The sequence below is a fragment of the Paenibacillus sp. J31R34 genome (assembly GCF_059383715.1).
Genome location: NZ_JBXENU010000002.1, coordinates 739109 through 754832, shown reverse-complemented (window position 1 = coordinate 754832; position 15724 = coordinate 739109). Strand labels below are relative to the sequence as shown.

8 protein-coding genes are annotated in these 15724 nt (G+C 46.8%); 4 read left to right on the top strand and 4 right to left on the bottom strand.

The window, feature by feature from the left end:
- Window positions 1-932 precede the first annotated feature (932 nt).
- Complete coding sequence (locus tag AC50YG_RS08560) at window positions 933-6455, top strand: hypothetical protein (protein WP_494826112.1); 5523 nt, start codon at window positions 933-935, stop codon at window positions 6453-6455.
- Window positions 6456-6566: 111 nt separating this feature from the next.
- Here AC50YG_RS08560 and AC50YG_RS08555 read toward each other — a convergent pair whose 3' ends face one another.
- The 3 genes from AC50YG_RS08555 to AC50YG_RS08545 all read right to left on the bottom strand — a co-directional run bounded on the left by AC50YG_RS08555 (window position 6567) and on the right by AC50YG_RS08545 (window position 8902).
- Entirely contained in the window at window positions 6567-7211 is a 645-nt protein-coding gene (locus AC50YG_RS08555; protein ID WP_494826110.1) for an HAD hydrolase-like protein, read from the bottom strand.
- Between the two features lie 127 nt (window positions 7212-7338).
- Entirely contained in the window at window positions 7339-8091 is a 753-nt protein-coding gene (locus AC50YG_RS08550) for an SDR family NAD(P)-dependent oxidoreductase (protein ID WP_473757387.1), read from the bottom strand.
- 40 nt (window positions 8092-8131) lie between these two features.
- Window positions 8132-8902: an SDR family NAD(P)-dependent oxidoreductase gene (locus tag AC50YG_RS08545; protein WP_341280908.1), complete on the bottom strand. Its 771-nt coding sequence runs from the start codon at window positions 8900-8902 to the stop codon at window positions 8132-8134.
- 335 nt (window positions 8903-9237) lie between these two features.
- Here AC50YG_RS08545 and AC50YG_RS08540 point away from each other — a divergent pair, with 335 nt between their 5' ends.
- Window positions 9238-9891, top strand: a complete 654-nt coding sequence (locus AC50YG_RS08540; RefSeq protein ID WP_494826107.1) for a TetR/AcrR family transcriptional regulator — start codon at window positions 9238-9240, stop codon at window positions 9889-9891.
- A gap of 308 nt (window positions 9892-10199) precedes the next feature.
- Window positions 10200-12548: an endo-1,4-beta-xylanase gene (locus AC50YG_RS08535; protein ID WP_494826106.1), complete on the top strand. Its 2349-nt coding sequence runs from the start codon at window positions 10200-10202 to the stop codon at window positions 12546-12548.
- A gap of 200 nt (window positions 12549-12748) precedes the next feature.
- Here AC50YG_RS08535 and AC50YG_RS08530 read toward each other — a convergent pair whose 3' ends face one another.
- Window positions 12749-13714 (bottom strand): ABC transporter substrate-binding protein, encoded by a 966-nt coding sequence (locus AC50YG_RS08530; RefSeq protein WP_494826105.1) that lies wholly within the window; start codon window positions 13712-13714, stop codon window positions 12749-12751.
- Window positions 13715-13907: 193 nt separating this feature from the next.
- On the opposite strand from AC50YG_RS08530, the gene AC50YG_RS08525 reads away from it, so the two are divergent.
- Window positions 13908-15665 carry a helix-turn-helix domain-containing protein gene (locus AC50YG_RS08525; RefSeq protein WP_494826103.1) on the top strand — a complete coding sequence of 586 codons (1758 nt, stop codon included), beginning with the start codon at window positions 13908-13910 and terminating at the stop codon, window positions 15663-15665.
- Window positions 15666-15724 lie beyond the last annotated feature (59 nt).

Here is a 15724-nt window from a genome sequence, read left to right as displayed (position 1 = left end):
GATATAAGATAAAAACCTATGAGTTTTGGAACATGGTTGCTAATAGTAAAGGTGAATTGAAGTTAGCCAATTCTGGGAGCGCTCAAAGTAACTTTAACTATTCAAATAACGAAATAACTGTGAAAAAAATTACCGGTACAAAGGTGGTAGCAACTGCTGAAGGCTACAATCCTGATATGTATTTTGCAGTAAATAGGCGTTCAAATGGTAAAGAGTGGGTTTTTAAAGGTGTGGATGGCGTAACATACAACGTAGTACCTACTGTTAGCGATGCTTGTTGGCAAGGTAATATCTCAATTTGCCCAGGAATTCTGCCTGAGAAAGATGCAACGGGTAAAACAATTTCAAGCCAAATGAAAAATACTAAAGGTTGGGCAATTGACACAAATCCAAGCTTTCCAGGACCAAATTATTATACCTTTAATGGTCAAAGTGTCCACATAGATAAGTTGATTTCTTCAACTATTAAAATCACAAAAGCAACTGCAACAAACAAGAAAAGCGGTAAAATCTATCACAATGTAGTAGAAGCTAAAAAAGGCTCCGATGGCTTTGGTTACATATCTATTGTGGTTCCTATGGACAAGACTAATACAAATTGGGAATATATCGATTGCAACGGATGTACTGGCAATGCTATAGGAATGAAATATCTTATTTCTGCAAACACAGATTGGGAAGGCCAAACATACTATTACGAAGGTGAAGTTCGAGTCACATACGAAAAACTACCTCCAATAAACCAACCCTACCTCGACTGCACCTGCAAAGCTGATCCATCAACCGTTAGCTTCGCAGACAGAGATGTTACGGTAAACTCAACAATTACAGCAACCCTAAAGCAACGCGGTTCACTCAAGGTAAAAAACTGGAAAGTATTCGCCCGCCTTGAAGATGGAACCCAATATCAAACGCAGACCATTGCTCAGATTATGGATACGATCAGTTATAAATTTGCATTCACAATACCGAAAGCCCAGTTGGTTGGCCGAGACAGCTATACCGAGACATTCGTCATGCGAGCAATAGTCACGTTCACGGATGGAACGACAGCGGAGCAGGCCATTGAATGCACGAGTACCATTACCAAGCCGGGAGCGACTACGCCAACTGCTACAGCTACTAATGGAGTATCCGAGCCGACGCCAGCACCAAGACCGATACTCGAAGTAAATGCCAACTGGAGTCCAACCTCTATTTTCACCGGTGATCGGGCGACTTTATCGGCGACAGCTCGAGGTTATACCGATTATTCATGGGAATTAACTGAAAATTTAGACAAATTTAATTTTGATCAAAGAGATTTCTCTCATCCCGCGGTCACATTTAATGAACCGGGCGTTTATAAGGCTACGCTGAATGTATCTAACGACTATGAAAGCCAATCAGATACGGCGCTGCTTTATGTCAATGATCCAAAACCGGTTGCCATCATTTCTGGGGTGACGCGCTGGATTCAGGGAAGGCCGTTCCCGGAGCTTCATCATCTGAATAACTCCTTTACACCGTTGTCGGAGCGGGGAGTGACTATTGATTTCAACAAGTCGGAAATTCGCTATAAGAAAAATGATAGTGGCACTTACACGACTGGTGTGTGGCCTGCTAAAGCACCGGATCAGCTTGGAGCCTATACCCTTCAGGGAAAGGTTCATGATTCTCAAGGAAGAGAGAGTGAATGGGCAGCCTATCCATTGGAGGTTGTACCTGATCAGCCGCCAGTAGTGGAGCTTTCCGCTGCCGAACAAGGCGTGCGTCATAACGAAAATATGATTTATATTGATGCGAGCAGCCTAGATGGCGACAAGCTGGAGCGTCTTATGCTGGAAGAACGATACGATGCTGACAATGACGGCAATTTTAACGAGGAATCCTGGCGCACGTTATATAGCGGTACGTACAAGGACACGCACAGCGTAAAATATACGACAGTCGGCAAGCGCCAATACCGTGCAACGGTTACGGAGGATTATGGCTTGTCGGCGCAGTCTGCTATTGTGGCAACGGACATTATTAATCGTGCGCCAACTGTTGATTTTACAGCGATTGGCCTGACCCAGCAGCCGGATCAGGGGGAGAGCAGCGGTCCACCAGTCACCTTCTACTCTCCGGATTCGATTTTGCGCTCATGGGTCAATAAGACACCATATGAAGGGGGTACGACGAATAAGGCAAGCTGGAAATCAAATGGAGTTAATCTAACGACTCGCAATGCTCTATGGGCAGATTTTAATGGAAGCTATAATTTAGCGGAAAATGTGAAGCCGCTGCCGGCATGGGAAGGCAGTATCGGCCAAATTTATGCTGGCTACAAAACGACGGTGATGACCGAAGCGGGCTATTATTGGGTTTACAGCTACAAACCGCCAGAGTCTAAAAACTGGGCGTTTGCCATCCGTGATATATGGACAGGCCAGATTGAACATACGTATGTGCATCCCGGAATCACTTTCAAAGGGGCATTTTATCAATATCATCCGAGCCAGATGAAGCAGGCTTATTTTCTGGAAGAAGGGATCGTAAATGCTTCAGGGGACACGCTGCGTTTATATAACATCGAGACCGGTCAGCTGTTGGAAGAATATCCGAACATTGCGCCGCCAGCTGCGGGTGGAGCAGGAGGAGGCAGCTATTGGGACGACCCGAGCAATAAGGTCATTGGCACAGCTTTTTCATCAGATCGGCAGTTTCTGTATGTCGCGTATCGGGAAAGCAATGGAGGACGTACGTTTGATGTTCGGCAAAAGCTTTATGTTGCTAAATATTCTGTAGCGCAAAAAACACTCTATTGGACAAAGCTTGTGCATGCCGGAATAGATATGTGGAATGTTTATCAGATTGGCAGTGTAGATGTGGATGCAAGTGGAAATTTGTTATTGGCTGCGAACATGCGAAGAGGTACGGAGGATAACTGGACGGCATTATTTTATGCTGTAAATCCGAGTGGTCAATTAATAGCGAATCATGTAACTGGCAATGGCATGCTTTCAGCAATTACGATGTCGACTGACCGGACGAAAAGCTATGCGACCTCCATGCGCTTCGAGCTTGGTAATCATGGCTACTCCCAGGTGAGCGGTGTTCTGTCTTACCATACTTCAACAAATAGCTTTACGAGGCTGGAGAAGAACAGCGGCACGATTGATGATTTGAAATTCCCTAATGAGCTCGCAAAAACAGCGGTTAATAAGCCGGGAATGATGGCGACTCCGTATGGATTTTTGATTATGCCAGATGGCTCCATAACGAGAAACGATGATAGAAACCCTTACAGGATGCTGGACCAGTTTTCGGCAGCTAATGTTAAAAGCCCCACCCCAAACGATCCGGTGATGACGCAAATTTTATGGCCTAAAACAGGCTTGATCGGCCCATTTTCACAGCCTTCGGATGAATTTTGGGCAATGGCAGCTGGTGTGAAGCTCTTTAATAAAATCACTTATCAGACATCGGGTGGCCAGCAAGTTTGGGCAAGCTCAGCATTTCAAAAATTACAGCATTGGGCAGGTGTATTGAGCATTAATCAAACGCCGTATTTAGGTGCGGAAACTTTTGAAAACAAAGCCTTATTCGTGACGGATGCAATGAAATATTCAGATGGAAATGGCTATGACGGAGTTGCTTTTAGCGGCGCCTCGAACGTTCTCCCTAACGGCTCAGTTCTAGGCTTTGGAACAGATACAACCTATACGGGACCGTATTCAAGCTCGCTTACAAGCAAAAAAGTAGTTATTCCTTTCAAAGGTGAATCAACGGGAGATATGCCGCGGCTGTTTAACGATACTACGGTTGAAATTGATAGCGAGGCATGGGGCGGACTGCTTTACGATCCAACCAGCGTGATGCGCAATCAGGTGCTTGAATTTGATTTATCCATCAATCATTTATCGAATGAAAAACCGGTAGGAGCGGCCATTCAAATTCAAGATGAAAAAAATATGTATGCGGTGGAGTGGACGGGCAGTACACTGACGCTTTACAAAGTGAAGAGCGGAATCAAGAATGTTATGACTCAGGTCGCGATGCCGAGGAGTGCGGGTATCCCTTATGCCTTCAAGCTGGAATCGCTCGCGGGTGTGCACCGCGTTTCTATTAATGGGGTTAATAAGCTGGAAGCGACGGATGCTACGTACCAAAAGGGATCAGCAGGCTTGATGTCGCTTGGGCAGCAGCAGGCCTCATTTAGCCAAGTGAAGCGCATCAATTATGGCGATTCCATTCCAGAGGAAACCTATGAGGCCGTGCTTGTAGGAGAACAGATTTTATACAATAAGCTGTTTAGTGATCCCGAGACAGATGCTAGATTAGCGGAAAAATGGAGCTACGCGCATAATCCAAGTTATTTTGCCAATACGCTCGGCCTTAGCCAATCTAATGGGAGAGCTTTCGGCGCCGCGCTAACTTCACTCGACAAGCCCGGACTGTATGCCATCACTTATACGGCACAGGATAATCCCGGTTTGGCTGATTACCGTTTGTTCTCGGAGCCTGCCACTAAATCGCTTTATGTGCACCGCAGGCCGATTGCGCAGCCGGATATTTGGTTTACTGGCACCATTTACGCTGGAGGGGAAGCGCTGGATTATTTGACGCACGATACGTCCTACGACCCGGATGTTCCCGGTTATTTGGCGGATCGCTTGTTTCGAACGCGCTGGTCGGACGAGAGCGCTTGGACAACAGGGAAAAGATTGCTTTACAGCCGCCCTGGCGTCGAGCTGATCGTTCAGGAGCAGGTGAAGGACATGCATGGGGCATGGAGTTTCTGGTCGGAGACGAGAGTTTATAAGGAGGCGCTGTCTCCCGTTAATCAGTCCAGACCGGAAATGGTTTTGACTTATCCTAGCGGCTCATCTTCCGCTCCAACGGTTGTCCTGAACGATCCAAATCTGAAGTGGATATACCGGGATAAAGAAAATGATCCGCAGGAACAGTTTTATTTGAAACTAACGTATGTGGATAATGGCCAAACGGCGCTGGAGGTAGAATACCCGGGCGATGATGCGAGCTTCCAGCTTGAAGCGGGTACAGTAGATATTGGACGCAAGGTGAAGGTGCAGGGGCGCGTATTCAGTCGTGGAGTGTGGTCAGATGATAGCAATGCCGTATACTTTATCATCGATTCGCCGCCCACAACCTACTTGCTGAGCTACAACGGAGCAGCAGCATCAGAGCCAATTTATACGAACAACAATCGTCCGAGCTTGCGTGTATTTACCATTGATCCTGAAAATGATCCTATCACGGCAATCGATTACGAGGTATTTTACCATGCTGCCGATCGCAAAGTGATGGATACTAATATGGCGAATGCTGCGACCAGTCATGTACCAACACTTCCTTTGCAGGAAGGTTTGCATTATTGGAAGGCAAGAGCCTATGACAGTTATGTATGGGGTCCATACAGCAGCAATGGCTATTTCTTTGTGGATACGGTGCAGCCGGATGATGTGGAGGAGCAGCTTGAAATTAAACCGACCTCGGTAAAGGTTAATTTTAATGCTTTTAGCGATGCGATCCCATCCTCAGGCCATGCGGCTCGAGTCTTTTATATGCAAAAGGTTAATATGGATGGCAGTGTGTCAACGATTGACTTGAATGGCGATGGTTCAGCCGAATACAATATGGCTCTGCCGGCGGCTGTCCGATCGCATCAAATAGCGGGATTAATTCCCGGACAAACCTATCGATTGACGGTTATAGATACGGATGTAGCGGGCAATCCAGGGAAATATGCGTATATTTATTTTGTGACGAATCGTCCGCCAACGGTTAATGTAGACTGGTCTCCGAAACCGATTTTTGAAGGGGACATGGTAACGTTCGAGGCGAATGCAGCTGATCCCGACAAAGATACGCTAGCTCTAAAGATGGAGCTTAAGTCGCCTTCTGGGCAAAAATATGCGTACGAGTATACCATTTCCTATCCTTACGCCAAGACAGGGCCGAGGCTCAAAATGGAGCAGACTGGCGCATGGCAGCTTAGCGTTACTGTAGATGATGGTCTAGCCGAACCGGTAACGATTTCCAAAACCGTACAAGTACAGCCGCTGAAAGTGGCGGGAATGGTCAATCATACGGACGATTGGAACAGCATTCGTAAATCCTATAACAAAAAGCAGAGCGGGGATGAAGAAGCTCCACGTGCGTATAGCGTATTTTGGGCAGGAGAAAAGTTCATTTTGGTAGCGAATGCGACAGAAACGGGGACGGATACGAAGCCGGAGCGCGTAGAGGTTGCCATGAAAAGCTTTAGGACAAAGCTGGAGGTGAAAAATAAGGCGGGCACATTATGGGCTGGCGAGCTATGGGATGCTTCCTTCGAAAAGCTTGACAAAGGAACGTTAAGCTTCACCTTTATAGCTTATTATAATAATGGAACGGTGAAGCAGGATGTCGTCCAGGTATCGATTGACGGCACATTTAATGAGGTTCTGGGCGTTCATCGGGTACGCTAGAGTCTAGTTTGAAGAAGCTTTATGATAGTAAACAGTAAAACTGATGTCGGTGCTCGGCTAGCGTCAGTTTTACTGTTATTCGAGGCTGATATGTTTTTGCCATATGTGAGGTTAAGAAGAGGTGGATTCTATCAGACGCAAAAGCTCATTTGGCTGGTCAATCAAATAACTAGGCTTGCCGGATACCAGCAGTTCCTTAGGATCGAGTCCCCAGGTGACTCCGACTACCTTAATTCCGCATTTATGGGAGGCTACGATATCCCGCAGCTCATCGCCGACGTAGATTACATCCTCTGGTCGAAGCTGGTTTTCTTTCAAATAGCTTTGAATGGTCTTATGCTTGCCAAACAGACTGTTGGAGCTGCGAATGTCATGAAGGGCGTGAATGCCGTGGGGCTGCAGAAAGTCGGCGACGTTGTTTGCAGCGTTGGATGTAATAACGGATAGCTTTATGCTGCTTTGCAGCAAATGGCTCAATACCTCTTGCATCCCGTTACAAAATGGAATGGAAGCAACATGCTCATTGTATTTCCGTTTGAACTCTATGCTGATTTTGCGAAACAGCATAAACCGATAAAAGGGGACGTCAAGCGCCTTGAATCGCTCCTGCAAAGTAAGCTTGCTCAGCTTTTTATATTCCTCTTCCGTTACAGGCTTAAAACGATATTGCGCCGCCATTTCATTATAGATGGTCAAAATAGCGGCAGCAGAGTCGGCAATCGTGCCGTCAAAATCAAATATAATATGCTTGTACATACCAGCATCAGCTCCCTTGTTATGCCTATTTATACTATAAAGAGGCGACGATAACAACAAGTAGGGTTAACTGAAAAAAAAGAGCAGCATCTGCGGGCAATCCGTAGCTGCTGCTTGCTAGTATGAATTAAGAGCGTTTAAAGATAAGGAAGCCATCTTCAACAGGAATCGTCTGTCCATTGATAGCCGAGGCCTCTTCGGAGAAAAGGAAGGATACAACATCAGCAATCTGCTCCGGCTGAATGAGCTTTTTGCTCAGATGCTGCTCAGCAAGGAAGGTTTTGAAATCATCGCCGTCCTTGATGATAGGTGTATCAATAAAGCCCGGTGCTACCGCTGTTACACGAATGCCGTCCTCAGCAAGCTCCAGTGCTGCCGATTTTGTCATCATGATGACCGCAGCCTTTGCAGCCTGATAAGCAAAGCTGCCTTTAGCAGCCATGTAACCGAAGATGGAAGCGGTATTGACAATAATACCTTTAACACCAAGCTCCTTCATTTTCTTGGAAGCATAGTAGATGCCGAGATATACGCCAAATTGGTCCACGGAAATAACATGGTTGAAATATTCCGGTGTGTGATCCTCAAAGGAGCGAATATCGCCTACGCCAGCATTATTGAAAATACCGTCAAGCGTCCCATGTGTTTCGACTGCTATGTCGATCATGTTTTTAACATCTTCGACACTGGAAACGTCGGCGCGGATCGCGGAAGCTTGTCCGCCAGCCTGTTTAATCAATTCCGCTGTTTCTTTAGCGGTTGCTTCATTGTAGTCGGAAGATACGACGATAGCGCCTTCGGCAGCAAGCTTCAAGGCAGTCGCACGTCCAATGCCGCTTCCCGCACCTGTAATAATGATGACTTTGTTTTCAAGCTTCATAGTGGATAGTCTCCTTTTTGGTAAGTTATTTTTCTAGTTATTATTGTCCGACCATACCGCCATCGACCGTATAAAGCGATGCTGTAACGAATGATGCTTCATCCGACAGGAGGAAATTCATTACCGCTGCCACTTCTTCCGGCTCGCCGTAACGACCCATAGGTGTTGCAGCTTCATTGGCTTTTTTGAACGCCTCCGGATTGCCGAAATTTTCTTCAATTTGACGCATCATGCGCGTATTGATTGTGCCTGGAAGAACGGCGTTGACTCGAATGCCAAGCGGAGCAAGCTCATTAGCTGTAACGCGAGTTAAACCGATTACGGCATGCTTGGACATGATGTATGGGGACATGCCTGGTGCGCCCATAAGGCCTGCCAGCGAGGAAGTGTTCAAAATCGCGCCGGATTTTTGTTTTTTCATCACAGGAACGACGTAGTGAAGGCCGAGAAATACGCCGCGAACGTTTACGTTATACACAAGGTCGAGTGCTTTCACGCTTTGCTCTTCGATAAGTCCAGATGGGCCTTCGATGCCTGCATTGTTGGCGAAATAATCGATTGTGCCGAATTTTTCAACGGCTTTATTGACGTAGTTTTCAACATCCTCTTCTTTGGAGACGTCTGCTGCTACGATTAGGGAGTTGGAATCGTCAAGGCCAAGCTCAGCAACGACTTGCTGCAAGGCTTCAAGCTTCAAGTCTACCAGGACCAAATTAACTTTACGCTCTACAAAACGGCGGGCAAGCTCTTTTCCAATGCCGCCAGCGGCGCCTGTAATGACTGCGGTTTTCGTTGTTGTTGTAGTAACCATGTTTTATCGCATCCTTATCGTATAATTTAGTCGAGCGTTATTATTGAATGAATAAGTTGTATGTCTGCCATTACAGGTTACACTTCACAATGTTGTCACGACAATAATCAATACTCTCTTCAGTGTCACGTAGGTGACAGGTAAAGCATGTATGTCTTCTTTTGGACGGAAATTGAACATATGAAACTCAATTGTTGATTTTGCTTATGATGTTCAAATGTATTCCAACGTATGCATGTCTTGGATGCTTAATAGGTAGGCAAGATAAGCTGACATTTATTCTGGAATATTGAATGAGGTATAATAGGAACAATATGACCTATAAGCTTTGGAGGATGAGCGCATTGGCAACGGAGGATCAACTGGACCGAAGGACAAGAAGAACGCGTCAAGCGATTAAAGCTGCATTCGTGTCGCTCATATTAGAGCGAGGATATGAGGCTGTGACCATACTTGATGTGGCGAAGCGGGCGGATTACAATCGCGGAACTTTTTATAAGCATTTTGTAGGCAAAGAAGAGCTGCTGCAAGAAATACGAAGCGAATTTCTGCTTGGCTTTGCCGAGACCTTGCTCGTCCCTTACGAGGGGATGGATCTGGTAAAGGCAGAAGATATTTATCCTTCGGCGCTGCAGCTGTTTAACCATATTGAGAAAAATAAAGATGAATTTCAAGCGCTGCTCTCTGTAGATCGCAGCTTCGGGTTCGAGCTTTACGACGTGCTTCGGGAGTCGATGAGGCGCGATATGCATATTATTATGGATGAGGGAAGCCCCAATCTAGACTATGAAATTATGCTTAGCTACCAGATGTCAGCTGCAATAGGGGTTATTCTTTATTGGGAAGAGTCGGGCTTTAAATATTCCACGTCCTACATGGCGGATCAGTTAATTGGATTGGTCAATCGCAAAATGGATAAAATCACCTTCAAAAAAAATGTGATTTCTCCATCTCCAACGGTAAGTGTCTATTCCCCTTATAATCAGTGAAGCCTAAGATTGGCTTGCTATCTTCTACAGCTACTGTATAAATTATAATTACATTTTTTTCTATTAATTGATATTGTAGGCTGGGCTAGGAAGATGTATAATTTTTACATGGGTCGTTCCCAGCTCTATCTATCGGGTATCTTGCTTGCAAAAGGGTAGGCTCTTTCAACCAACATAGGGAGGAGGCGCGTCTAATTAAAAATATAGACAAATATTTGTCGTTAGCTTCGCTTGTGTATGTTGAGCGACAGTACTGCGGATTTGTGAGTGGTTACCGTACCCGAATAGAAAAAGGAGTGAATTAAAGAATGAGCAATCGTCAGCTTTATCCATTTATGAAAGCGCTTAAATTTCTGATTGTCCTAAGTTTATTGCTTCCCCTCTATTGGGCAAAGCCTGTGCAAGCGGAGGAAACCGGAAATACCTTGCTCCAGTTGAGCGATTTCGAGGATGGTACGGTGCAGCAATGGGTTGGCCGCGGCGGTGTAGAGGTTCTGGCTGCGAATGCCGCAGCAGCGCGAAGCGGAGCCTACGGCTTGGCTGTAAGTGGACGAACAAGCACTTGGCATGGACCTTCTCTGGATGTGACAAGCCAGCTTGAGGTTGGGCAAACGTATGAGTTTATTGGTTGGGTCAAGCTGCCTGCTGGAGCAGCAAACACCAATATTTCAATGTCTCTTCAGCGCACATTGCCAGCGGGTACCCGCTATGAGAATATTGCATCTGGGGCAGTCACAGCGAACGGCTGGACGAAGCTGCAGGCTGCATTCAAAATGCTCGAGCCGGCCACACAGGTATCGGTTTATTTTGAGGTATCAGGAAGTGCAACCGCTTCCTTCTACGTCGACGATTTCAGGTTCGAGCGGCAGCCGGATCTCGGCCCAATTATTATTGAAGAGGACATACCGTCGCTTCAAGATGCTTTTGCCGGAAAATTTCTGCTTGGCTCGGCTTTTACGAATGATGAGCTTCTGACCGAGCCGGACAAACAGCTTCTGACCAAGCATTTTAACAGCGTAACGCCTGGCAATGTGCTGAAGTGGGATAACACAGAGCCGCAGGAGAACGTATTTAATTTTACGGAGGCAGATGCTGCTGTAGCTTTCGGTGTGCAAAATGACCAGCAGGTGCGGGGACATACGCTAGTCTGGCATGCGCAAACGCCGGATTGGGTGTTCCGGGATGCGAACGGTAATTTGGTCAGCAAAGCGGTGCTGTATGCACGCATGCAAAATCATATTCAGACGGTAATGGAACGATATGAGGGCAAAATATATGCATGGGATGTAGTGAATGAGGTCATCGATGCATCGCAATCAGATGGCTTGCGCCGCAGCCTGTGGTATCAAATTGCGGGTGAAGAATATATTGAAAAAGCGTTCGAGTTCGCCCATGCGGTAGACCCGACTGTTAAGCTGTTCATTAACGATTACAATACGCATGAACCGGCAAAAAGCCAGGCGCTGTATAATTTAATTACACGTTTGCAGGCTAAGGGCATTCCGGTTGACGGCGTCGGTCACCAGACACATATCAGTCTTTATTACCCGACTCTTGCAGAAATAGAAAGCTCCATCATCAAATTCAAAGCGCTGGGACTGGAAACGCATATTACCGAGCTTGATATTAGCGTCTATTCGGATAATTCACAATCCTATGAGGCATTTTCGGAGGAGCTAAAAACACGCCAAGCCAATTTGTACAAGTCGCTGTTCCAGGTGTTTTTGCGGCATACGGACACCGTTACGAATGTGACCTTATGGGGAAAGGATGATGCGCATACTTGGCTTCGCACCTTCCCGGTAGCCCGCAACAATTGGCCGCTCCTATTCGATGAGCGATTGCAGTCCAAGCCCGCCTATTGGTCGGTGCTGGAAACGGTCGAGGCGCCTGAGGGGCCGCTCGTTCCTGCTGCGCCGTCCGGCTTAACAGCAACAGCTGGCAACGTGCAGGTTCAGCTTGCTTGGAATGCAGTAGCTGGCGCGACCTCGTATACGGTGAAACGGGCTACGACGAGCGGCGGGCCATATACGACGCTGTCTGCTGCTGTAGCTGGTATCGGATATAATGACACAGCCGTTACGAACGGAACGACCTATTATTATATTATTCAAGCGGTCAACAGCGCTGGCACAGGAGCAGCCTCGGCCGAAGCTGCTGCCACACCGAGCGGTACAACCGGACCAGAGCAGCCTTCTGGTTCATTAGAGGTAGCTTACCGGGCAGGGGATACCAATGCTGGGGATAACCAACTGAAGCCGCAGTTTATTATAAAAAATAACGGGACCGCTCCCGTCGCAATGAGCGGACTTACTATTCGCTATTGGTACACGATTGACGGAGAAAAACAGCAAAATTTCTTCAGCGACTATGCCCAAGTAGGCAATAATAATGTGGCGGGCAGCTTCGTCAAGCTGAGTACGCCGCGGACGGGCGCCGATCATTATGTAGAGCTGTCTTTTAGCGCTGGCGCTGGCAGCATTCCGGCGGGCGGAACATCAGGCGAAATTCATACGCGCATTCATAAGAACGATTGGACGAATTTCAGCGAGACGGATGATTATTCCTTTAACCCGCTGCGAATCACTTATGCAGATTATACAAAGGTCACCTTGTATCAAAACGGAGATTTAGTGTGGGGCACGGAGCCTAGTTAAATGAGGAATAAACGGCAAGAAAGAAATGCAGAGATTTAGGAATACAGAGACACAGGAATATAGTAAAAGGAAGGGCGGAAGGCATAGCGTTGCCTTTTCGCCCTTCCTTATTTAACGATAGATTGAATCAATCAGCTTGTCCGACAAAGGAAGACGATTGATCAGCACATGAATAGGTCTATTAGGGTCTATTCTATGGCCTATTGCAGCTTAGTTTGCTTGGAGGCTAATTTTTCAGCAATTTCTTCTGCCTGATATATCGTCGTATAGGGATCAGCAGAAAGGTATTTATGAATATCCAGCTCATATACCTGGTTATTTTTCATGGCATCCATCCCCGCCCATATTTCAGGAATATCTTCTTTATCGCTGTTTTCGGACTTCATAAGCAGGAGATAATCGCCTACATATTCCCCAAATAGCTCGGAGCTGATATCCATGCTTTCCTCGCCTTTATCAATTAAATCCTGTTTGATTTTTGTAGCAGGGGTGAGGCCAAGCAAGTCGTATACCGCTTTACCGCCGCGGTTTGCACTTTTTCCAACAATGCCTACATTAGTGAGCCAATTAAAATCGGCTATCGTAAAGGTGGCGCCAGCCGGTACGGCCGCCTGTGCTTTTTTGTGCGCTGCTTCTGCTCTTTGGGTAAACTGCTCATTCCATGCTTCAGCTTCCGTCTGGCGATTCAGAATTTCGCCCATAGCGGTCACTTCCTCTTCCATGGATGCATATTCGTCAGGCACGAAAACGACAGTCGGAGCGATTTTGGAATAGGAATCATAGGCATCCTTGTTCCACGTAATAATGAGATCAGGCTCAAGTGCTACCATTTTTTCAAGTGAAACCTGATTGTGATTGCCGATATCCGCTGTTTTCTCGAGAGGTTTGCGCATAAACTCGCCATAATCGAGAAGGCTGTGAGGCACTCCGATCGGAGTGACGCCTACAGCAAGCACATGTCCGATATTCCAATCTACAATAATGCGCTCGGGCTGAGCTGGGATTTCGATCTCGCCAATAGATGTGTTTATCATCCGAGTTACCGGTGTTTGGGCTGCATCCTCCACCTGTTCAGCAGTCTCCTGATTGGCGCAGCCAGCGAGGAATACAGCAAGTGCTAGCATGGCGAGGCATGCCATTTTGTAAAAAGCTTGTTGTCTAAACATCTCGAACCCTCTTTCTAATTGATAACAATTTTCATTTAAACCTCACTTTAGATGAAATTTTTAGATTGTACAATGACCAATTCGGAACGAGAGCATACCCGTTTCGGAACTTGACTAAAGATTGTATTGAGAATTGTTATCATATATGATGAGGATGCACGCCCGTTTTAATGCTAACGATAGGAGCTTTCTTATGGATATAGAGCAATATGCAGCGCTTTGGGACAATAGGCCAGTCCGGCTATTGGATGTCCGTCGTTATGAATATGAGATTAATCAGGCACCGAGCTCCCAATTATGTCCATCCAACACCTTTTTATTTGTCATGCGCGGCCGAGGAATCATATGGCTGGATCAAGAGATGCATAGGGTTGACACCTGCTATGCCATTCATGGCAGCCAAGGGGCGCATCTAAGCGTCATAGCCGATGAGGCGATAGAGCTTTATTGGGTTGTATATATGTTTGTGGGGCCTTTGCCCGTGGAAGCTGCGGATTTGAATGCCCACTTTGGCATGCAGCTATCCTATCCTTCACCGCTTTTGGCGCATATGGCGCAGCTGCAGAGGCAATGGGAAAACATTGATTATTTGGAGCGTATCCAATCTACTTCCCAATTTTATCAATGGCTGTACGAGCTGCTGAAGCAAATACGGCAGCATCGCGCACTAGCCTCAGGCCTTGACCGAACAACGCAGATCATTGGCTATTTTGCAGAGCATTATAAAGAGCCTCTAACTGTTGAGCACGTAGCAGCTGCATTTAATTGCAGTACCCGTTATATAAATCGGCTGTTCCAAAATCGGCTTCATATGAGCCCAGGACGTGTACTGGCTCAAATTCGCATGGCTCAGGCAACACGGCTGCTTAGACAAACGGAAGCGACCCTGCAAAATATTGCCGAGCAGGTCGGCTACGCGAATGGTTTCACACTGAGCCGTTATTTTAAAAAGAATTTCGGAATCTCTCCCAAGCATTATAGGGAGCAGCTTAGAAAATACGGGCCAACCTTTGAAATAGGAGCTGGCGAGCTTGATTCAGCTGTAAAGGTATGGCTAGGAGCGAATAGTGAAGAGCCGGTAATTCGGGGAAACAGCAAACCAAGTGCAAGAACGATTGCTACGCCAATGGGCAGCATTCAAGTTCCGGCTATGCCGAGCCGGGTAGTGGTGGATTGGGATATCGGCCACGTTTTGGCGTTAGGGGTTACACCGCTAGGAGCGCCGTATTCTCTTATCGGGGGCAAGAAGTGGTTTGAGCCCTATATGAATGCGGAGGCTGTGAATATCGGCAATCATAACCACATCTCGCTGGAAAAGGTTCTAGAATTGGAGCCGGACCTGATTATTACCTGGGACCCCGGCGCATACGCCTCGTATGCCCGCATTGCGCCAACGGTTGTTTATCAAAGCGGAGCGTACCAGACAATAGCGGAGGAAATTCAAGCGATGGGCCATATTTTAAATCGACAAGAGGAAGCGGAAGCATGGCTAAGTGAGTTCGTGCGGCGGACAACTCTAATACACAATCATGTAAGCAAATATGTTTCCCCTGGGCGTACATTAACAATAGCTGATCCGAATTGGGGCGAGCACGTCGACCTGATAGGAAACAGCAAGGGCCGTGGCGGCAGAGCAGCCTATGAGCTGCTGGGATTTAAGCCTGCCGAAAAAGTGCGGAGTGAAATCATAGAACAGGGGCTTGAATATGCCCAAATAGACAGAAGGGCAATTAGCGCGTTTCTTGGCGACTATTTGCTCATGCTGAATAGTCCGCATGGCAGCTCCGCTACACATTCAATACTGCGGCATGAGCTGGATAAAGTGTCGACCTGTGAAGTGATAAACCTAGAGTGGAGTAAATATTTTCTATCCGATCCCTTGTCATCATTACTGCAGGCGGAAGAAATCGCGCAGCAAATTACGGCAGCGGGTCCCATTTGTATGCGGTAATCAAACCAAAGAGGACGAGGAGGAAGGAAGAAGGGGACATCGCTGCCCTCCCTCCTCCG